This window comes from Bacillus sp. FSL R5-0576, assembly GCF_038004765.1.
Lineage (GTDB): Bacteria > Bacillota > Bacilli > Bacillales > Bacillaceae > Bacillus > Bacillus subtilis.
Genome location: NZ_JBBORU010000001.1, coordinates 2,726,141 through 2,746,504, shown reverse-complemented (window position 1 = coordinate 2,746,504; position 20,364 = coordinate 2,726,141). Strand labels below are relative to the sequence as shown.

Genomic DNA, 20,364 nt, shown 5'->3' with positions numbered 1-20,364 from the left:
CCTGTCCTTTTATTTTCTATAAAAAAGTACGCTTCACTTTTTCCCAAAATGAATTGTCCTTTAGTTTGACTGTTTTGATTTTCTTATTAGACAGTTTGATTTCGATCGTTTTCACATTTCTCGTGCTGAGTGCTTCATTGTCCAAGCCGATGATTGGGTGTTCGTTGCCGTCCTGCACCACACGAAGGGTCAGCTTTCGGTCAGAGCTGAGGACAAATGGCGAGCCGAGTGTCCGGTAGGTGTTATTGTTAAGAGAAGCAAGCTCAGATACCTGCATGCATGGGAGCAGCGGATCAACAACCGCTCCTGCAACAGACTTGTTATAGGCGGTGCTGCCTGTAGGCGTTGAGATGATCATTCCGTCACCTCTAAACGTTTCAAAGTGCAGATCGTCAATCAGCACGTCCATCACAAAGGTTTTAATGATGCTTGAACGGATGGAAACCTCGTTTAGGCAATGAAAAGGACTAGCGTTATCCACTGTCACTTCAATCAGCGGATATTTTCTGACTTCAATTTGTTCAAACGTCATTGCATCGACCATTTTTTCTCGCTCATCACTATGAAAGTCGCAATATAAATGAGCTTTCCCCTTTTTGGTAATGCCGACGTACAAGCAGTCGTCACGAAAATTTGTCTTTCGGACTGCCTGCAAAAATGTGCCGTCCCCGCCAATGCTAGCGATAATATTGGCGTCTGAGTGCTGGTTCACAACGGTAAATCCATGCTCTTTAGCCAATTGTGTTAACGAGCGGGCTTGTTCGTTTGTTTCCTGATCCTGTTTGTGAAAAAAATAAACATTACGGCGTTGATCGGTCATATCCCATTTCCCCTTTGCTGTCATATTTAAGTTTTTCTGCCATCCAGTATTTGTGATAAAATACCTTTGGCCATAAGTGTACCACGTTTGCCGGCAGCCCGTTAAGCCGGAGCTTTCTCATTAATTGAAACATTTTTCATATTGAATCGTATAATGAGAGAGTTTGGGAAAAAGGAGGAGAAAAAATGAATGCAAAAAGATGGATTGCATTAGTGATTGCTCTGGGGATTTTCGGCGTGTCTATTATCGTCAGCATCTCTATGAGTTTCTTTGAAAGCGTCAAAGGCGCTCAAACGGATCTCACATCACTGACGGATGAATCGCAGGAAAAGACGCTGGAAAACGGCAGTCTCTCAAGTAAAATTGCCGTATTAGAGGTCAGCGGCACCATTCAGGATAATGGGGACTCAAGCAGTCTGCTTGGTGCAGACGGATATAACCACAGAACGTTCTTAAAAAACCTTGAGCGCGCAAAAGATGACAAGGCGGTCAAAGGTATCGTTCTGAAGGTGAATTCTCCGGGTGGCGGAGTGTATGAAAGTGCTGAAATACATAAGAAACTGGAAGAAATCAAGAAAGAAACTAAAAAACCGATTTACGTGTCAATGGGTTCGATGGCAGCATCAGGAGGCTATTACATCTCAACAGCGGCTGATAAGATTTTTGCGACACCGGAAACCCTGACCGGGTCACTCGGCGTCATTATGGAAAGCGTCAATTATTCAAAGCTTGCCGATAAGCTTGGCATTTCTTTTGAAACGATTAAGAGCGGGGCCCATAAGGACATTATGTCTCCTTCCCGTGAGATGACGAAAGAAGAAAAAAACATCATGCAATCGATGGTTGATAATTCGTATGAAGGCTTTGTTGATGTCATTTCAAAAGGGCGCGGCATGCCGAAAGCAGAGGTAAAGAAAATTGCGGACGGCCGCGTGTATGACGGACGGCAGGCGAAAAAACTGAACCTCGTTGATGAGCTTGGTTTTTATGACGATACCATTACGGCCATGAAAAAGGATCACAAGGATTTGAAAAACGCCTCTGTCATTTCTTATGAGGAAAGCTTCGGATTAGGCTCACTGTTTTCCATGGGTGCGAACAAAATGTTTAAAAGTGAAATTGATTTTTTGAATATGAGAGAAATTCTATCGCAATCCGGTTCGCCGAGAATGATGTATCTCTATGCGAAGTAGGAGGGAACAATAATGGACGCGACATATGAAGAGTTAGAGCGCAATGACATCAAAGGCCCGCAAGAAGCGGAGCAGCTGACACATGCCTATGCTGGCTTTTGGGTTCGTTTCTGGGCTTTCCTGCTTGATTGGCTCGTGATATGGGGATTAAACCATTTGCTCGTTTCTCCCCTCTTTACCGTATTGGATCTGCCGAAAACATCCGGCATGTTTACCTTCTCGGCCTACAGTGTGACAACGCTTATTGTGTATCTTGCCTATTTCGCACTAATGACAAAATACTTCAGGCAGACGCTTGGTAAAATGGTGTTCGGCCTCAAAGTGGTTTCTGTGAAGCAAGATAGCAAGCTGACATGGAGTACAGTGATTTTTCGTGAAGTGGTTGGACGGTATATTGATAAGATTTGGATTTTATATATCGTTGTTGCTTTTTCACCTACAAAACAAGGGATTCATGATTACATCGCGGATACCACCGTGGTGCATGAAAAATTATACCGCAAATAACCGAAAACCCGGACCTCCGTCCGGGTTTATTTTTTTAGGAATTGGCGATAATGCTCCTAGAGGAAGTGAAGAATATGGTGTATGTACTGACAGCCATTCTTATTCTCATAGGGATCGTACTGCTTCTCAGAATGAAAATCCATGTCGCGCTGGAGTATCTTCATGCCGATGATAATGACAAATTGACTTTGAAGATTACGGCGCTGTTTGGCCTTATAAGGATCAAAAAAACAATCCCGGCGATTAAGGTGAACAAAGAAGACGGAACAGTGGATATCAAACAAAAAACTGAATCCAAAATGAAAAAAAGCAGCGGAAAGAAAAAAATTACACAAAACGATGTGCAGCAAAGCATTAATAAAATCGAAATGCTTTTGCATCAGGTCACCAGACTACGGAAAATCAGCGCGTCTTTTCTCGCGCATTTACATATCACAAAACTAGAATGGGTTACAGTAATCGGAATTCAGGACGCGGCAGTGACAGGTGTGTTAACAGGTGCTGTATGGGGTGTGAAAGGCGGTATCGCAGCAATGCTCTACGACCACCTGGACTTTGTGAATAAACCTGTCTATGAGGTGATCCCGTCGTTTCAAGTCCCTGTTTCCAAGACCCATTTTCAGTGTATATTCTTTTTTCGCTTTGGACATGCTATGCTTGCAGCTTTCAAATTCGTCAAATACGGACGGGAGCTATCCGTATTAAAGAAGAATCCGTCGGCTAGAATGACTTCAAAGAATGATTCATCAGTTTAAGGAGGAAGCGTATATGGCAGACCATCCCATCCAAGGTTTAATGAAAACCGCAATGGAAAACTTGAAGGAAATGATTGATGTTAACACCATCATCGGAGATCCAGTAGAAACGCCTGATGGAAGTGTGATTTTAACTGTTTCTAAAGTTGGATTCGGATTCGCCGCAGGCGGAAGCGAGTTTGGCGGAAAGCCGGCCGAAAAGAAATCGGAAGACGATGAGACAAGAGAACAGAAACTTCCTTTCGGAGGCGGAAGCGGGGGCGGTGTGTCCATTACGCCGATCGCGTTTTTAATTGTCGGATCGACAGGCATCAGAATGCTTCATTTAGATGAAAATACCCATTTAATAGAGAAAATTTTAGACGCAGCCCCTCAAACACTCGAACGCATCCAGCAAATGTTCAAGAAAAATAACAAGAACCAAGGCCAGGGCCAAAATCAAAACCAAATGAACAATATGAATTATTAAAAAAAGGTTAACTGCGCTGGCCGCAGTTAACTTTTTTTTGGCATAAACTTTGCAGTTTGCAGGAAACTTTACTATGATAGAGACATACATACAAAAGGGAGGAATTATAATGGCTGAAATTACATTCAAAGGCGGTCCGGTTACACTTGTCGGACAAGAAGTGAAGGTAGGAGATCAAGCTCCTGATTTCACAGTGCTGACTAACAGCCTTGAAGAAAAATCGTTAGCTGACATGAAAGGAAAGGTAACGATTATTTCTGTTATCCCTTCAATTGATACAGGTGTTTGTGATGCACAAACACGCCGTTTTAACGAAGAAGCTGCAAAGCTTGGAGATGTCAACGTCTACACAATCAGTGCAGACCTTCCATTCGCGCAAGCGCGCTGGTGCGGCGCTAACGGAATTGACAAAGTGGAAACACTGTCTGACCACAGAGATATGTCATTTGGCGAAGCGTTCGGTGTGTATATTAAAGAACTTCGTCTGCTTGCGCGTTCCGTATTTGTCCTTGATGAGAATGGAAAAGTCGTTTACGCTGAATATGTAAGCGAAGCAACAAACCACCCGAACTATGAAAAGCCAATTGAGGCTGCTAAGGCATTAGTGAAGTAAGCAGGGAAAAAAGCTCCAGGCTGCCGCCGGAGCTTTTTTCATGGCAAGGAGGAACACAATATGCAAAACGACCATGTAGGTGCGGTGTATGAGCTGTTAAACGAAGCAGCGATTATGATAAAGAATGAATTGCAGATTTCATATATAGAGGCGCTGGCCGAAGCAGGAGAAATGTATTTTCTTGAAAAAACGGATCAGCTGAAACTGCCTGCTGATCAGAAAACCAAACAACTTCAGGCTCTGCTTGAAAAAGCGGAATTCGGCACGTATGAGCATGAGTGGGTACGCAAGGCTTTTCAGCTTGCCGTCCTTAAAGGAATGAAAGATATCTCCCATCCAAACAGACAAATGACGCCGGATACGATCGGGCTTTTCATCAGCTATTTGGTGAATAAGTTTATGGCGGACAAAAAGGAACTGACCATTCTTGATCCAGCCTTGGGAACTGGGAACCTTCTGTTTACCGTGCTGAACCAGCTGTCTGAAAAAACGGCAAACAGCTTTGGCATTGAAATTGATGATGTGCTCTTGAAGATCGCCTATGCCCAAGCGAACCTTCTGAAAAAAGAGCTTGAGCTTTTCCACCAGGACAGCCTTGAGCCGTTGTTTATCGATCCAGTTGACACGGTCATTTGTGATCTGCCAGTCGGCTATTATCCGAATGACGAAGGAGCAGAAGCGTTTGAGCTTAAAGCTGACGAAGGCCATTCCTTCGCTCATCATCTGTTTATTGAACAGAGCGTCAAGCATACCAAACCGGGCGGCTACTTATTTTTTATGATTCCGAATCATTTGTTTGAGAGCTCCCAAAGCGGCAAGCTGAAACAGTTTTTCAAAGATAAGGTTCATATCAACGCACTGTTGCAGCTGCCAAAATCTATTTTTAAAGACGAAGCTCATGCCAAAAGCATCCTTGTGCTTCAGAAACAAGGAGAGAATACGAAAGCGCCGGGGCAAATTCTGCTTGCGAATCTTCCGTCTTTCTCCAATCAAAAGGCGATGCTTGATATGATGGCTCAATTTGATGAATGGTTTAAAAAAGAAAAGTAAGTGTTTTAAAAGCAGCTTAGGCAGCCGTATGAGGTCGATGCCTAAGCTGCTTTTATTTATGCTTTTGAAGACCGGACTTGACGAATTGAATCCAGCTTTGAAACACAAAATACAGAGGGAAAAACCGCAAATTGTAAGCGTTCATCAATACAAAATCTATAGGGAATGTGTCTGAAAATAACGACTTCTTATTGTAAGCGTTATCAATACGCAAGTTGACTTGAAAAGCCGACATGACAATGTTTAAATGGAAAAGTCAGATATTTTTCGGAGAAGATGTTGATATTCACCGGGAAAAAAGTACGAAAAACGAAGTTGTTGATACAGAGTATAAAGGAGCGTCAATCATGTCCAAAATTATTGCAATTAACGCAGGAAGCTCGTCTTTGAAATTTCAGCTTTTCGAAATGCCTTCAGAAACCGTTTTAACGAAGGGTTTAGTTGAACGAATCGGTATCGCCGACAGTGTATTCACAATTTCTGTGAACGGCGAAAAAAATACAGAAGTAACTGATATTCCGGATCATGCGGTAGCTGTTAAAATGCTGCTGAATAAGTTAACGGAATTCGGCATTATTAAAGACTTGAATGAAATTGACGGAATTGGCCATCGTGTCGTTCACGGCGGAGAAAAATTCAGCGATTCTGTTTTATTAACGGATGAAACCATTAAGGAAATCGAAGATATTTCTGAATTGGCACCGCTTCACAATCCGGCAAATATCGTTGGAATTAAAGCGTTCAAAGAAGTGCTTCCAAATGTTCCTGCGGTAGCTGTATTTGATACGGCATTCCACCAAACAATGCCTGAGCAGTCTTACCTGTACAGCTTGCCGTATGAATACTATGAAAAATTCGGCATCCGTAAATACGGCTTCCACGGCACTTCACATAAATATGTAACTGAGCGTGCGGCAGAGCTTCTCGGCCGTCCGTTAAAAGACTTGCGCCTGATTTCCTGCCACCTTGGAAACGGAGCAAGTATTGCGGCTGTTGAAGGCGGAAAATCAATTGACACATCCATGGGCTTTACGCCGCTTGCCGGTGTAGCAATGGGTACACGTTCTGGAAACATCGACCCTGCCCTGATTCCATACATCATGGAGAAAACAGGCCAAACGGCTGACGAAGTATTGAATACATTAAACAAAAAAAGCGGACTGCTCGGCATTTCCGGTTTCTCAAGCGATCTTCGTGACATCGTCGAAGCAACGAAAGAAGGAAATGAGCGCGCGGAAACGGCTCTTGAAGTATTCGCAAGCAGAATCCACAAATACATCGGTTCTTACGCTGCAAGAATGAGCGGTGTAGATGCGATCATCTTTACTGCCGGTATCGGTGAAAACAGTGTGGAAGTCAGAGAACGCGTTCTTCGCGGTTTAGAATTCATGGGCGTATACTGGGATCCTGCGCTTAATAACGTGCGCGGCGAGGAAGCTTTCATCAGCTATCCGCATTCTCCAGTAAAAGTCATGATCATTCCGACTGATGAAGAAGTCATGATTGCGCGCGACGTTGTTCGTTTAGCAAAATAAATCGCATGAAAGCACATTCTCTTGAATGTGCTTTTTTGTTGATGCATGATAGTGACAGACAGAAAACATAAAAGAGGTGGGCCTATGAGCGTTCAAGAGCATAAACAAGAAGCTCCCGATATCGTTCGGTGCAAAGTGATTACTGTCAGTGACACGAGGACAGAGGAAACCGATAAAAGCGGCAAGCTGATGATCTCATTTTTAGAAGAAGCCGGTCATCATATTGCTGCATATGAAATTGTAAAAGACGAAAAGGATGCTTTGCAGCGGTCAGTGCTTGCGGGCTGCATGGATGAACAGACAGACGCGGTACTCTTAAACGGAGGGACAGGCATAGCAGATCGTGATGTCACAATTGAAGCCATAACGCCGCTGTTTTCGAAAGAACTGCCCGGCTTTGGAGAAATATTCAGGATGCTGAGTTATACAGAGGATATCGGCTCTGCCGCAATCATGTCGAGAGCAACTGCCGGCGTCATTCAGCATACCGCTGTTTTCTCAACGCCAGGCTCAAGCGGCGCAGTAAAGCTGGCAATGAATAAGCTGATTATTCCCGAACTTGCGCATGTGGTCAGAGAAATCAGAAAAGACAAGTAAATGAATAAATACTATGAAACTTCACCTGAAATTCAGGTGAAGTTTTTTTTATAAAAGGCTTGAAAAAACGAAACGTACTTGTTAAAGTGTATACATACAAAATGTATTTTTATTAAATATAATTTATTTTTATACAAAATAGAAACACGGTTGAGAGGGGATTTTTATCATGTCAGAACAGAAAAAAGTCGTATTAGCATACTCAGGAGGTCTTGATACTTCCGTCGCAATAAAATGGCTTCAGGAGCAAGGATATAATGTAATCGCCTGCTGCCTGGATGTCGGTGAGGGCAAAGATTTGGCATTTGTTCAGCAGAAAGCGCTTGAAGTCGGCGCGACAAACTCCTACGTGATCGATGCAAAAGAAGAATTTGCACAGGATTACGCGCTTATCTCTTTGCAGGCCCACACAATGTATGAAGGAAAATACCCGCTTGTTTCGGCATTATCTCGACCGCTGATCGCGAAAAAACTGGTTGAAATTGCGGAAAAAGAAGATGCACAGGCGATTGCCCACGGATGCACAGGGAAAGGAAATGACCAGGTTCGTTTCGAAGTCTCCATTAAATCATTAAACCCTGACCTAGAAGTCATCGCGCCGGTTCGCGAATGGCAGTGGTCACGTGAAGAAGAAATTGAATATGCGGCTAGCCGCGGCATTCCGATTCCGATCAATCTTGACAGCCCGTATTCTATCGACCAAAACCTCTGGGGACGCGCCAATGAGTGCGGTATTTTAGAAGATCCATGGGCGGCGCCGCCAGAAGGTGCATACGATTTAACAGCTCCGCTGGAAAAAACGCCGGACACGCCGGAAGTGATTGAAATTGCATTTGAACAAGGCGTGCCTGTCTCCATTGACGGTGTTTCCTACTCGCTTTCTGAGCTGATCTTGAAGCTGAATGAAATGGCGGGCGCGCACGGTGTCGGACGTATCGACCACGTGGAAAACCGCCTCGTTGGCATTAAATCCCGGGAAGTATACGAATGCCCTGGTGCGATGACACTGATCAAAGCGCATAAAGAATTAGAAGATTTGACACTGGTGAAAGAGGTAGCCCACTTTAAACCGATCATCGAGCAAAAAATGTCAGAAATCATTTACAACGGCTTATGGTTCTCACCGTTAAAAGACGCGCTGCACGCTTTCTTAAAAGAAACGCAAAAGCATGTCACAGGCATTGTCCGCGTGAAGCTGTTTAAAGGCCATGCAATTGTAGAAGGACGTAAATCGGAATACTCTCTATATGATGAAAAACTTGCAACATATACAAAAGACGATGCATTTGATCACCATGCAGCAATCGGATTTATCGAGCTTTGGGGACTTCCGACAAAAGTGAACAGCATCGTGAAAAAGAAGGAGCAGATTAAAGCATGAAGAAGCTTTGGGGAGGCCGATTTCAAAAAACACCGGAAAAATGGGTCGACGAGTTCGGCGCGTCCATATCATTTGACCAAAATTTAGTTGCTGAAGACATTACAGGGTCTCTCGCACATGCTGCCATGCTGAAAAAATGCGGTATTCTGACAGCAGAAGAAGAGCTGAAAATCCGAGAGGGCCTGAATACCCTTTTGCAAAAAGCAGACGAGGGAGCATTGGAATTCTCAGTCGATTATGAGGATATTCATTTGAATATTGAGAAAATGCTCATTGACGAAATCGGTCCTCTTGGCGGCAAGCTGCATACCGGCAGAAGCCGGAATGACCAGGTGGCGACTGACATGCATTTATACTTGAAGAATCATGTCGGCCACATCATCGAGCTGATTGAGGCATTCCAAAGTGCGCTGATCGAAAAGGCGGAAGCGAACGTTGAAACGATTCTGCCGGGCTACACACATTTGCAGCGTGCCCAGCCGATTTCATTCGCTCACCATCTGCTTGCGTATTTCTGGATGCTTGAGCGCGACAAGGAGCGTTTTCAGGATTCGATGAAGCGGATTAACAAATCTCCGCTCGGCTGCGGGGCGCTCGCGGGAACAACCTTCCCAATCGACCGTGATTATTCAGCGGAACTGCTCGGCTTTGATTCCATTTATGAAAACAGCTTGGACGGCGTCAGCGACAGAGACTTCATTTTGGAGTTTTTAAGCAACAGCAGTATGCTGATGATGCACCTATCCCGGTTCTCTGAAGAAATCATTTTATGGTGCTCGCAGGAGTTTAAATTCATCGAGCTTGACGATACGTACGCAACAGGAAGCAGCATGATGCCGCAAAAGAAAAATCCTGATATGGCGGAGCTGATCCGCGGCAAAACAGGGCGCGTATACGGCGATATGATGGGTCTGTTTACGATCATGAAAGGACTTCCGCTCGCTTACAACAAAGATCTGCAGGAAGACAAAGAGGGCATGTTTGACACGGTGAAAACGGTGGAGGGCAGCCTGCAAATCTTCACAGGCATGATCCAAACAATGACTGTAAACAAAGACGTCATGAAGCAAGCAACAAAACAAGACTTTTCAAACGCGACGGAACTGGCCGATTATTTAGCTAAAAAAGGAATGCCGTTCAGAGAAGCGCATGAAGTGGTCGGGAAACTTGTGTACACATGCATCGAAAGAGGGATCTATTTAAGCGATATGCCGTTTGGCGAGTTTCAGCAGGCGAGCACACTATTCGAAGAAGATATTTACACTGTGTTAGACCCTTACTACGCAGTTGAAAAAAGAATGAGCGCCGGGGGCACCGGATTCAAACAGGTGGAACAGGCGCTTGAAAAAGCGAAAGCTTGCGTGGCAGCAGGAGTTTGTTAAAATTTCCTTCATAAAATCCCGTCATTATAGCCAACCTACCTCTATAATGATGGGAGGCAGAATGATGAAAAAAGAACCGGAACGCTATATTTATGATGAACAAGAAAGCCAGGAGACAACAAGGCTCATTTCAGAAGCATATCAAAGCGGTTATGTCGATATGCCTGATCAGGAGTCTTCATCTCCTGCAGAATAAGCTGTCTGTACAGACAGCTTTTTTTGTATGCCAAAGTGTAAAAAGTGATATTGCAAGCCTTTTATAGTAAAGTAGAAGAAGAAACACTTTATTGAAAGCGGCGACGTTGCTTTGGGAGGTATTCATGTGCGACATGCTTTAATTACTGCCGGTTCGAAGGGTTTAGGCCGCAAAGTGACTGAAACGTTGCTTGCAAAGGGGTATTCAGTAACAGTCAATTACAGACAGGATGAGGAGGCAGTCAGCCGCCTGAAGGAAGCCTGTCCCGATTGTCTTGACCGGCTGCAATTTGTAAAAGGTGATGTCACCAAAAAAGAAGATCTGCTGCGTATTGCAGAGGCTGCCTTAAACCGCTTCGGAAGGATCGACTTTTTGATTAACAACGCTGGACCATACATATTTGAACGTAAAAAGTTAGCCGATTATACTGATGATGAATGGTATGGCATGCTGGAAGGAAATTTAAGCGCCGTCTTTCATTTATTCAAAGCGGTTATTCCTATTATGAGAAAACAGCAATTTGGACGCATCATTACGTACGGATTCCAAGGTGCGGCTCACGCGCCCGGCTGGCTTCACCGATCGGCATTTGGCGCTGCGAAAGTGGGCTTGGCTTCTTTGACGAAGACAATTGCCATTGAAGAAGCCGAATTCGGCATAACCGCCAACATGGTTTGCCCGGGAGACATTGTCGGCGACATGAAAGAAGCATCGATAGAGGAAGCCAGAATGCGAATTGGCAAAGAAAAAACGCCGATAGGAAGATCCGGTACAGGCGAGGATATCGCCCGGATTATCGCTTTCTTGTGTGAGGAGAACTCAGACCTTGTGACAGGGACTGTCATTGAAGCCACCGGAGGCCTCAATGTCATTAACAAGAATCAAACAACATAAGTTTTTCAGCTTTTTAAAAAGGGAAAATAAAAAAATCAAAATCATGTGACGAGGTGAAAGAAATGAAAGTGACATATCACGGACATTCTGTAATCACAGTGGAAACGAAGGACCATCATATTATTTTTGATCCGTTTTTAACAGGGAATTCATTAACGGATATAAAGCCGGAGGATGTAAAAGCGGATGTCATCTTACTAACGCACGGCCACAATGACCATGTCGGTGATACTGAACAAATCGCCAAGCAAAATAACGCGCTGGTTATAGCACCGAACGAGCTCGCTGTGTACTTAGGCTGGAAAGGCTTGAATGTTCATCCAATGCACATCGGCGGCTCCCGCCAGTTCGATTTTGGAAAAGTGAAGCTCACACAGGCCTTTCATGGATCAGCCATCACAGATGAAGAAAACAAAACGATCACTTACACAGGCATGCCTGCCGGTATTTTGCTGACTGTAGAGGATAAAACGATTTTCCACGCGGGCGATACGGCTCTTTTCTCTGATATGAAACTCATTGGCGAATTGAATCATATCGACCTTGCTTTCCTGCCGATTGGCGATAACTTTACGATGGGGCCTGAAGACGCCAAGCTTGCCGCTGAATGGCTGCGCGCAAAACAGGTCGTGCCGGTGCATTACAATACATTCCCGGTCATCGAACAAGACCCAGAAGCATTCGCTGACAGCCTGCCGGGCGGAGTCGGCAAAGTCATGTCGGTCGGTGAGACGATCGAGCTTTAAACCGTGAAACCATCTCCTGATGAATCAGGAGGTGGTTTTTATTTTTTCAGTTATCCTGTAATGGTCTTATCAGAGGTTCCTTCCAATTCTTTGCTGCGCTGCTGAAAACGTTTGGTTATCCGGGCGATCAAGTCCTTCGTGGCGCGGTCAAAATGAACTTCTTTTTGATTTGTCAACAGCCCTATGGGCGGGGTGATATCCAGGTTCAGAATTGGAATAACTTTAGTGCCGTTGAACGGTTTAGAATGTGCGGTGCTGGTAAAGATTGAAATTCCGATGTTTTCACGTACGTAATATTCATGTGACATGCTGCTTGTGAGCTCCATTTTTTTGTAGCGATTCCCGAGTTCTCTATGTAAATGCTGTTCAATTTGTAAGCGAATGGGGCAATTGGCGGGCGTAAATATGAAGCGCTCTTCTGCTAAATCAGACAAATGGACAGCCTTCTTCTCAGCGAGCGGATGTTGATCAGATATAATCACATTTAATGTGTCATAAAAAAATGGATGGTAGTAATTTTCAAGAATCAGCTCCGGCTCGCCGCAGACTGCAAAATCAATCGTCCCGTCTAAAAGCTTTTGACTGCAGGTATTGGCGTCATCAACCTTGATATTAACCGTTATCTTTGGGTAATCCTTTAAGAAATCCTTTAAAATCTCGGGGAATATCAGACTGGCGGTTGGCTCTGAAACCCCTATGTTGATAATGCCTGCCTCTTCTTCCTTTAAGTCGGAGAGATTGTGTTTAAGCGCCTCGTATTGCATCAAAAGATCTCCTGTTCGTTCATAAAAAAGTTTCCCTGCTTTTGTCAACTGCAGGCTTTTTCCTCTTTCAAACAGCAGTACGCCTAAATCTTGCTCCAATTGCTTCATACGCATCGATATCGTCGGCTGCGAGTAGTTGAGTATTTCTGCAGCTTTATAGAAGCTTCCAAATTTTACAATCGTATGAAACGTTTTGATTGAGCGTAACTCCAATGTGCTCCCTCCTGTTTTTCATCATTAAAATTACTGAAGTGAAGGTTTACTTTTTTTGATTAGTCAAAGATCAGAGTATGCTTTATAGTATAAACAATAAAAGCTTAGTAAACAAATAGGAATTATATATTTTGTGAAGAGGAGTGACAAAAATGAGTGATGATATTTTTCGACTGGCAACTGTTGAAGATGCATCGGAGCTGTTGAAACTGGTTAACAGCGCATTTCAGCCCATTCGGCAGCTGGATATTGATTGGCCATCCACGAGAGCTGATATCCAAATGGTATCAGAAAATATTGAACATCATTCAGCGATTGTGCTGGAGCGGGATGGGAAGCTGATTTCAACGATTACAATCAGGTTCCCGTGGGAGAGTGAGACGCCTCCTTCAAAATATCCATTTGTGTGGTGGTTTGCGACACTGCCGGAATATAAAGGGCAAGGCGCCGGAAGTAAGCTGCTTACGTATGTTGAAGAAAAAGTGCTTCGAGATATGCTGAAGGCTCCTGCGCTGACACTCGGCACATCCGCGCGCAAGCATCCTTGGCTTGCTGACATGTACAGAAGGAGAGGGTATGAAGTGTATTTTGAGCAGGAAAAAGACGGGGACATAGGTGTGATGATGCACAAGGTTCTGATTCCGGAACGATTTAACCCAACGCTTTTAGGTGCGCCCAGCTGGGCATGATGTGAGGAGCCTATGAATAAGCGTAAAGGATTGGTTTTGCTGCTGTCAGTGTTAGCATTACTTGGCGGGGGATGTTCGCAAACAAATAACAAAACAGATCGTCAGGCTCAAACAGTCATAGTCGGCACTGGAACAGATTTTCCGAATATTGCGTTTTTAAATGAAAAAGGCGATTTGACCGGGTATGACATTGAAGTGATGAAAGCCATCGATAAGGAGTTGCCTCAATATACATTTGAATTTAAAACGATGGATTTCTCAAATTTGCTGACGAGTCTCGGAAATAAAAAAATTGATGTGATTGCGCACAATATGGCCAAAAATAAAGAACGAGAAAAGCGTTTTTTGTATCATAAAGTCCCATATAACTACTCGCCGATGTACATCACGGTGAAAGAGGATAATCACAAGATTCATACATTAAAAGACTTACACGGAAAAACAGTCATAGTTGGCGCCACGTCAAATGCGGCAGATTATATTACAAAGTACAACAAAACGCACGGCAGCCCAATTCATTTGAAATATGCGGGACAGGGAAGCAATGACACCGCCAATCAAATTGAAACCGGGCGCGCAGATGCAACGATAGCTACACCGTTTGCCGTCGATTTTCAGAATAAAACGCACGCCTTCCGCCAAAAGACAGTCGGTGACGTGTTATTAGATACCGAGGTGTACTTTATGTTTAATAAAGGCAGCCAAACCTTGGCGGATGACACGGATCAAGCGATTAAAAAGCTGGAGAAAAACGGAACGCTAAAAAAACTAAGCCGAAAATGGCTCGGGGCAGATTATTCAAAATCAAGTTTTGAAAAATAAATGGGGCGATGAGATGAAAACGAAAGCAGCATTCATGACAATATTATTTTCGCTTATAACAGTTCTGTCAGCTTGCGGTGCAGGCAGTCAAACGACGGGAGCCGGGCAAAAGAAGGTACAGACGATCACGGTCGGAACTGGAACCCAATTTCCGAATATTTGCTTTATCGATGAAAAAGGCGATTTAACCGGTTATGATGTCGAACTGATCAAAGAGCTTGATAAGCGCCTGCCACATTATAAATTCACATTTAAAACGATGGAATTTTCCAACCTGCTTGTCAGCCTCGGACAGCATAAAGTCGATATCGTGGCACATCAAATGGAGAAAAGCAAAGAGCGTGAGAAAAAATTTCTGTTTAACAAGGTTGCTTACAACCATTTTCCTTTAAAAATTACTGTGCTTCAAAATAACGATACGATCCGTGGAATTGAAGACTTAAAAGGAAAACGGGTGATTACGAGTGCAACCTCCAACGGAGCGCTTGTACTGAAAAAATGGAATGAGGATAATGGACGGCCGTTTGAGATTGCCTATGAGGGCCAAGGCGCAAATGAGACTGCGAATCAGCTGAAATCGGGGCGTGCGGACGCAACGATCTCAACGCCTTTTGCAGTAGACTTTCAAAACAAGACGAGCGCTATTAAAGAAAAAACCGTCGGTAATGTGCTTTCAAATGCCAAAGTGTATTTTATGTTTAACAAAAATGAACAAACGTTAAGTGACGATATTGATAAAGCCTTACAGGAAATCATTGATGACGGAACGCTGAAAAGGCTCAGTTTGAAATGGCTTGGTGACGACTATTCCAAAGAGCAGTATTAGGTAAAAAGAGAGGGAGCAGTGATGGAAAAAGCGTTTGATATGAACATGATTGGAGATTTTGTGCCGACGTTAACCGCTTATTTACCGGTTACATTATACATTTTAACACTGTCCTTGCTTTTCGGTTTTGTATTAGGACTCTTTCTGGCACTGCCCCGCATCTACAATATTCCAATTGTAAATCAATTGGCAAAAGTGTATATCTCATTTTTCAGGGGAACGCCTATCATGGTGCAGCTTTTCATCGTGTTTTACGGAATCCCGGTGCTTACGGGGCTTATCGGGATTGATACATCAAAAATGGACCCGTTTTATGCTGCTGTCGCAACCTACGCGTTAAGCAATGCAGCGGCAGCCGCAGAAATCATTCGAGCGGGGGTGGGCAGTGTAGATAAAGGCCAAACGGAAGCGGCGTACAGTATTGGCTTAAGCGGTAGTCAGGCCTTCAGGCGAATCGTTCTGCCCCAGGCACTTGTCCAGGCGTTTCCGAATATGGGAAACATGGTGATCAGTTCTTTAAAAGATACATCTCTAGCTTTTTCAATAGGTGTTATGGATATGTCCGGAAGGGGCCAAACACTGATTACCTCAAGCAACCATTCTCTTGAAGTTTACATTGCGCTATCGATTGTTTATTATGCTGTTGCAGTTTTATTCGAATGGTTCTTTCGAGTGGCAGAAAAACGAATCAAGAAGAATCAAACAAGGATTGTTACTGTTTTTGACATGAACATACATTGATATATTTCTTCGGATGAGGGGGGAGAAGATTGCAATTTGACTTTCCATTTATCGTTTCCGCCATGAAAGAAATGGTAAAGACCATTCCTCTGACATTGATGATGGCTGTTTTGCCGATTGTGTTTGGATTTCTCGTGGCTCTTGGAAATATAATTGTTAGAATTTTTAGAATTAAGGGCTTGGTGGCTTGCTCAAGGTTTTATGTGTCTTTCTTTCGAAGTACACCTGCAATCCTTCACATTATGTTGATTTATTTAGGGATACCGCCTGTTGCAGATCAAGTCAGCAGTTTTTTTCATCTCGGCTGGTCCGCCAATGAGATACCGGTCTCCATGTTTGTCATCATGGCCTTGTCTTTAACTGCCGGAGCTTATCTCACAGAAATCATCCGGTCGGGCATTCTGGCGATGGATACCGGACAGGTCGAAGCGGCTTATTCAATCGGCTTGACACACAGCCAAACCTTTCGGCGTGTAATATTGCCGCAGGCGCTGATGGTTTCCATCCCAAACTTCACAAATTTGGGTATCGGCTTTTTGCATACCACCTCTATCGCGGCTATAGTGGCTGTCCCAGAGATTACAGGGACGGCGACTATCGTTGCTTCTGATAATTATGCATTTTTAGAAGCGTTTATCGGAGCAGCGATTATCTATTGGGTGCTGACTCTAATCCTAGAATCCGTAAATGGAGTATTAGAGAGAAAGGCAGCCAGATTTCAAGGAGGCACTTTATGATTGAGATTAAAAATATCCATAAACAGTTTGGCATCCACCATGTATTAAAAGGGATAAATCTCACGGTACGCAAGGGAGAAGTTGTGACGATTATCGGGCCGAGCGGATCAGGGAAAACCACCTTTTTACGGTGCCTGAATTTATTAGAACGTCCAGACGAAGGGATCATTTCTATACATGACAAAGTGATTAATTGCAGCTTTCCGTCGAAAAAAGAGGTTCACTGGCTCAGAAAACAGACGGCAATGGTATTTCAGCAATACCACCTGTTTGCTCACAAAACGGTAATTGAAAATGTCATGGAGGGCTTGACGATTGCCCGGAAAATGAGAAAGCAAGACGCGTATGCCGTAGCGGAAAATGAACTGAGAAAGGTCGGGCTTCAAGATAAATTGAACGCTTATCCGAGTCAGTTATCGGGAGGACAAAAGCAAAGGGTTGGGATAGCAAGGGCGCTTGCCATTCATCCTGATGTGCTGCTGTTCGATGAGCCGACGGCAGCGCTTGACCCGGAGCTGGTCGGTGAAGTGCTTGAGGTAATGCTGGAAATCGTGAAAACCGGAGCCACCATGATTGTTGTTACACATGAAATGGAGTTTGCAAGAAGGGTCTCTGATCAAGTTGTTTTTATGGATGAAGGAGTCATTGTTGAACAAGGAACCCCGGAGGAAGTCTTCCGCCATACCAAAAAAGACAGAACGAGGCAGTTTCTCCGCCGTGTTTCGCCGGAATATTTATTTGAACCAAAAGAACACATAAAGGAGCCGGTGATATGATCCGCTTAAGTATTTTAGACCAAAGCTTGATTGGTGAAGGGGAGACAGCAGCTGATACATTACAGCATACAGTGAACTTGGCACAAATGGCTGAAGAGTGTGGATATCACCGATTTTGGGTGGCCGAACATCACAACAATGATGAGATTGCAGGGTCTGCACCCGAGGTTCTTTTAGGCTATCTTGCTGCAAGCACAAGAAAAATTCGTTTAGCATCAGGCGGAGTGATGCTGCAGCATTACAGCTCTTATAAAGTAGCGGAGCAATTCCATCTTCTATCAGCGTTAGCTCCCGGCCGTATAGATCTTGGAGTGGGCAAAGCGCCCGGCGGGTTTCAGCTGTCCACAGACGCACTGCAGGCCGATTATGAAAAACCGGTGCGTCAGTTTGATGAAAAACTGGAGGAGCTTACTCATTTCGTACGGGATGATTTTCCTGATACCCACCGCTATGCAGCATTGCGTCCTAGGCCGCAGGTTGATCGGGAGCCGGGTATTTTTCTATTAGGAGGAAGCACAGAGAGTGCCATTTCGGCTGCAAAACTGGGAATCTCTTTTGTCTTTGCTTACTTTATTAACGGTGAAGAGGAAGTGCTGAAGGAAGCCCGCCGAGCATTTGACGCGCATCTCCCCCCAGGATCTGAGGCTGAATTTCATCTTGCTCCCGCTGTTTTTGCGGCACATACAAAAGAAGAAGCGGAAAAACATATTGTGTCGCGTGAATCGATAAAAGTGATTTTGAAAGACGGGCGTAAGGTCAACGTCGGTTCCCGCGAACAGGCTGAGGCTTATCTGGAAAACGTCACAGAGCCCTATGACATCATCGTGCAAAAAACCGGGATTATTGCCGGAACAAAGGAAGAAGTGGCAGAAGAATTAACACGTTTATCAGGCACATACAAAATCAATGATTTTGTTATTTTTACACCGATCAAAAATGCTGAAGAAAAACAGCTGTCTTATCAGCTGCTGAGCGATGCAGTTTTAGCTGCAAAACGTTAAGGAGGGACAGAAGAATGAGTGATGTTTTGAACATTGTGGTTTGGAGTAAAAAAGGCTGTTCGTATTGTGAGGAAGTCAAGAATTATTTGAATGAAAAAAGGTTCCCGTTCCAAAATATCGATGTTTCAGAGAAAGAAAAGCTTCGGGATATTTTACAGGTGAAATATGGGGTGCGCCATGTGCCTGTGGTCGAAATCGGGCGCGGCAATCAGTATCAAGGGATAACTGAAATCGGCATTGAACACCTTGATCTTGCACTTGCTAATCATGCACAGATAAAGGAGGCAAAAAGATGACACGTTCAGATTTTATTCAGTTTGGAGCCATGATTCACGGTGTCGGGGGAACAACTGACGGCTGGCGTCATCCCGATGTTGATCCCTCGGCCAGCACGAATATTGAATTTTACATGAAAAAGGCGCAAACAGCTGAAAAAGGTTTGTTTAGTTTTATTTTCATTGCAGACGGCTTATTTATTTCTGAAAAATCGATTCCTCATTTTTTAAACCGTTTTGAACCGATCACCATTTTATCTGCGCTGGCATCGGTTACCAAAAATATTGGTTTAGTAGGGACGTTCTCTACATCTTTTACTGAGCCATTCACTATCTCCAGACAATTGATGTCGCTGGACCATATCAGCGGGGGCAGGGCTGGCTGGAATCTTGTTACTTCTCCACAGGAAGGAGCGGCGCGCAACCATAGTAAGTCTAATTTGCCAGAACACACTGAACGTTACGAGATCGCACAAGAGCATTTGGATGTTGTGCGCGGGCTGTGGAATTCCTGGGAGCATGACGCATTTATACACAATAAGAAAACAGGGCAGTTTTTCGATCCGGCGAAGCTTCATCGCCTGAATCATAAAGGAAAGTATTTTCAAGTAGAGGGGCCCTTGAATATCGGGCGCTCTAAGCAGGGAGAGCCTGTAGTGTTTCAAGCGGGTTCATCAGAAACAGGCCGGCAGTTTGCTGCTAAAAATGCGGATGCGATTTTTACCCATTCCAATTCATTAGAAGAGACAAAAGCGTTTTATGCGGATGTGAAAAGGCGAGCTGCTGATGAAGGGCGTGATCCTTCAAGTGTGCGGATTTTTCCAGGGATCAGCCCGATTGTGGCAGATACGGAAGAAGAGGCGGAAAAGAAGTATCGTGAATTTGCAGAATTGATACCGATTGAAAATGCTGTTACTTATTTGGCCCGTTTTTTTGATGATTATGATCTGAGTGTTTACCCGTTGGATGAGCCATTTCCCGATATTGGCGATGTGGGAAAGAATGCGTTTCAAAGCACAACAGACCGGATTAAGAGAGAAGCAAAAGCCAGAAATCTGACATTGCGGGAGGTAGCACAGGAAATGGCTTTTCCACGGACTCTATTCATCGGAACACCAGAGCGTGTCGCATCCTTAATTGAAACTTGGTTCAACGCTGAGGCGGCGGATGGGTTTATCATTGGGTCGGATATACCGGGAACACTTGATGCTTTTGTAGAAAAGGTGATTCCGATTCTTCAAGAAAGAGGGCTTTATCGTCAAGATTATCGCGGCGGGACATTGCGGGAAAATCTCGGTCTTGGCATTCCGCAGCATCAATCCGTTTTACATTCATCACATCATTAGGTTTCGTCTGATCGAATGCGGAAGCTGAGAGGGGAG

The 20,364-nt window shown here is 44.2% G+C and carries 25 protein-coding genes; 23 read left to right on the top strand and 2 right to left on the bottom strand.

All coding sequences use genetic code 11. The features are described 5' to 3' along the window. Positions 1–16: 16 nt before the first annotated feature. Positions 17–820, bottom strand: a complete 804-nt coding sequence (locus NX903_RS14140) for an NAD kinase (protein ID WP_086344198.1) — start codon at positions 818–820, stop codon at positions 17–19. 185 nt (positions 821–1,005) lie between these two features. On the opposite strand from NX903_RS14140, the gene sppA reads away from it, so the two are divergent. The 14 genes from sppA to NX903_RS14070 all read left to right on the top strand — a co-directional run bounded on the left by sppA (position 1,006) and on the right by NX903_RS14070 (position 12,138). After that, positions 1,006–2,013: a signal peptide peptidase SppA gene (gene sppA, locus NX903_RS14135; RefSeq protein ID WP_043857045.1), complete on the top strand. Its 1,008-nt coding sequence runs from the start codon at positions 1,006–1,008 to the stop codon at positions 2,011–2,013. Positions 2,014–2,025: 12 nt separating this feature from the next. Further along, positions 2,026–2,520 carry an RDD family protein gene (locus tag NX903_RS14130; RefSeq protein ID WP_014477652.1) on the top strand — a complete coding sequence of 165 codons (495 nt, stop codon included), beginning with the start codon at positions 2,026–2,028 and terminating at the stop codon, positions 2,518–2,520. A 74-nt stretch (positions 2,521–2,594) separates the two neighbouring features. Then, positions 2,595–3,275: a DUF2953 domain-containing protein gene (locus NX903_RS14125; protein ID WP_004399127.1), complete on the top strand. Its 681-nt coding sequence runs from the start codon at positions 2,595–2,597 to the stop codon at positions 3,273–3,275. A 13-nt stretch (positions 3,276–3,288) separates the two neighbouring features. Then, positions 3,289–3,744, top strand: a complete 456-nt coding sequence (ytfJ, locus tag NX903_RS14120) for a GerW family sporulation protein (RefSeq protein ID WP_003223504.1) — start codon at positions 3,289–3,291, stop codon at positions 3,742–3,744. A 109-nt stretch (positions 3,745–3,853) separates the two neighbouring features. Next, the gene (tpx, locus tag NX903_RS14115; protein ID WP_003223506.1) at positions 3,854–4,357 is read left to right on the top strand and encodes a thiol peroxidase; all 504 of its coding nucleotides are present in this window, start codon (positions 3,854–3,856) and stop codon (positions 4,355–4,357) included. Between the two features lie 60 nt (positions 4,358–4,417). Continuing rightward, positions 4,418–5,407: a class I SAM-dependent methyltransferase gene (locus NX903_RS14110; RefSeq protein WP_086344197.1), complete on the top strand. Its 990-nt coding sequence runs from the start codon at positions 4,418–4,420 to the stop codon at positions 5,405–5,407. Further along, a complete protein-coding gene (locus tag NX903_RS14105) occupies positions 5,379–5,582 on the top strand; it encodes a hypothetical protein (protein ID WP_119899691.1) in 204 nt (67 codons plus the stop codon). The genes NX903_RS14110 and NX903_RS14105 overlap by 29 nt, the downstream gene beginning before the upstream one ends. Positions 5,583–5,754: 172 nt before the next feature. Further along, complete coding sequence (locus NX903_RS14100; protein WP_003223511.1) at positions 5,755–6,942, top strand: acetate kinase; 1,188 nt, start codon at positions 5,755–5,757, stop codon at positions 6,940–6,942. 84 nt (positions 6,943–7,026) lie between these two features. Next, positions 7,027–7,539 carry a MogA/MoaB family molybdenum cofactor biosynthesis protein gene (locus tag NX903_RS14095; protein ID WP_003229354.1) on the top strand — a complete coding sequence of 171 codons (513 nt, stop codon included), beginning with the start codon at positions 7,027–7,029 and terminating at the stop codon, positions 7,537–7,539. 169 nt (positions 7,540–7,708) lie between these two features. After that, entirely contained in the window at positions 7,709–8,920 is a 1,212-nt protein-coding gene (locus tag NX903_RS14090) for an argininosuccinate synthase (RefSeq protein WP_003229357.1), read from the top strand. Beyond that, positions 8,917–10,302, top strand: coding sequence for an argininosuccinate lyase (gene argH / locus NX903_RS14085; protein ID WP_003229359.1), 1,386 nt, complete (start codon positions 8,917–8,919; stop codon positions 10,300–10,302). Before NX903_RS14090 ends, argH begins: the two co-directional genes overlap by 4 nt. A 64-nt stretch (positions 10,303–10,366) precedes the next feature. After that, on the top strand, positions 10,367–10,498 hold the full coding sequence (locus tag NX903_RS14080) for a hypothetical protein (RefSeq protein ID WP_009967976.1): 132 nt from the start codon (positions 10,367–10,369) through the stop codon (positions 10,496–10,498). 126 nt (positions 10,499–10,624) lie between these two features. Further along, positions 10,625–11,392 carry an SDR family oxidoreductase gene (locus NX903_RS14075; RefSeq protein WP_004398521.1) on the top strand — a complete coding sequence of 256 codons (768 nt, stop codon included), beginning with the start codon at positions 10,625–10,627 and terminating at the stop codon, positions 11,390–11,392. A 62-nt stretch (positions 11,393–11,454) separates the two neighbouring features. Next, a complete protein-coding gene (locus NX903_RS14070) occupies positions 11,455–12,138 on the top strand; it encodes a metal-dependent hydrolase (RefSeq protein ID WP_003245964.1) in 684 nt (227 codons plus the stop codon). Positions 12,139–12,188: 50 nt separating this feature from the next. On the opposite strand, the gene ytlI is transcribed toward NX903_RS14070, so the two are convergent. Beyond that, positions 12,189–13,115: a LysR family transcriptional regulator YtlI gene (gene ytlI / locus NX903_RS14065; RefSeq protein WP_024572164.1), complete on the bottom strand. Its 927-nt coding sequence runs from the start codon at positions 13,113–13,115 to the stop codon at positions 12,189–12,191. 152 nt (positions 13,116–13,267) lie between these two features. Here ytlI and snaA point away from each other — a divergent pair, with 152 nt between their 5' ends. The 9 genes from snaA to NX903_RS14020 are packed head-to-tail and all read left to right on the top strand — an operon-like array spanning position 13,268 to position 20,328. Next, the gene (gene snaA, locus NX903_RS14060; RefSeq protein WP_003245971.1) at positions 13,268–13,804 is read left to right on the top strand and encodes an N-acetyltransferase SnaA; all 537 of its coding nucleotides are present in this window, start codon (positions 13,268–13,270) and stop codon (positions 13,802–13,804) included. Positions 13,805–13,816: 12 nt separating this feature from the next. Further along, positions 13,817–14,626: a sulfur-containing amino acid ABC transporter substrate-binding protein TcyJ gene (tcyJ, locus tag NX903_RS14055; RefSeq protein ID WP_086344196.1), complete on the top strand. Its 810-nt coding sequence runs from the start codon at positions 13,817–13,819 to the stop codon at positions 14,624–14,626. Positions 14,627–14,639: 13 nt separating this feature from the next. Further along, on the top strand, positions 14,640–15,452 hold the full coding sequence (gene tcyK / locus NX903_RS14050; RefSeq protein ID WP_086344195.1) for a sulfur-containing amino acid ABC transporter substrate-binding protein TcyK: 813 nt from the start codon (positions 14,640–14,642) through the stop codon (positions 15,450–15,452). A gap of 21 nt (positions 15,453–15,473) precedes the next feature. Next, entirely contained in the window at positions 15,474–16,193 is a 720-nt protein-coding gene (tcyL, locus tag NX903_RS14045) for a sulfur-containing amino acid ABC transporter permease TcyL (RefSeq protein ID WP_086344194.1), read from the top strand. A 29-nt stretch (positions 16,194–16,222) separates the two neighbouring features. Further along, positions 16,223–16,930: a sulfur-containing amino acid ABC transporter permease TcyM gene (tcyM, locus tag NX903_RS14040; protein ID WP_015714510.1), complete on the top strand. Its 708-nt coding sequence runs from the start codon at positions 16,223–16,225 to the stop codon at positions 16,928–16,930. After that, positions 16,927–17,706, top strand: coding sequence for a sulfur-containing amino-acid ABC transporter ATP-binding protein TcyN (tcyN, locus tag NX903_RS14035; RefSeq protein ID WP_003229383.1), 780 nt, complete (start codon positions 16,927–16,929; stop codon positions 17,704–17,706). The genes tcyM and tcyN overlap by 4 nt, the downstream gene beginning before the upstream one ends. Then, positions 17,703–18,707, top strand: a complete 1,005-nt coding sequence (locus NX903_RS14030) for an LLM class flavin-dependent oxidoreductase (RefSeq protein ID WP_086344193.1) — start codon at positions 17,703–17,705, stop codon at positions 18,705–18,707. The genes tcyN and NX903_RS14030 overlap by 4 nt, the downstream gene beginning before the upstream one ends. 14 nt (positions 18,708–18,721) lie before the next feature. Beyond that, the gene (locus NX903_RS14025; protein WP_032726390.1) at positions 18,722–19,003 is read left to right on the top strand and encodes a glutaredoxin family protein; all 282 of its coding nucleotides are present in this window, start codon (positions 18,722–18,724) and stop codon (positions 19,001–19,003) included. Beyond that, positions 19,000–20,328, top strand: coding sequence for an LLM class flavin-dependent oxidoreductase (locus NX903_RS14020; RefSeq protein ID WP_024572706.1), 1,329 nt, complete (start codon positions 19,000–19,002; stop codon positions 20,326–20,328). Before NX903_RS14025 ends, NX903_RS14020 begins: the two co-directional genes overlap by 4 nt. The last annotated feature ends 36 nt before the right edge of the window (positions 20,329–20,364 follow it).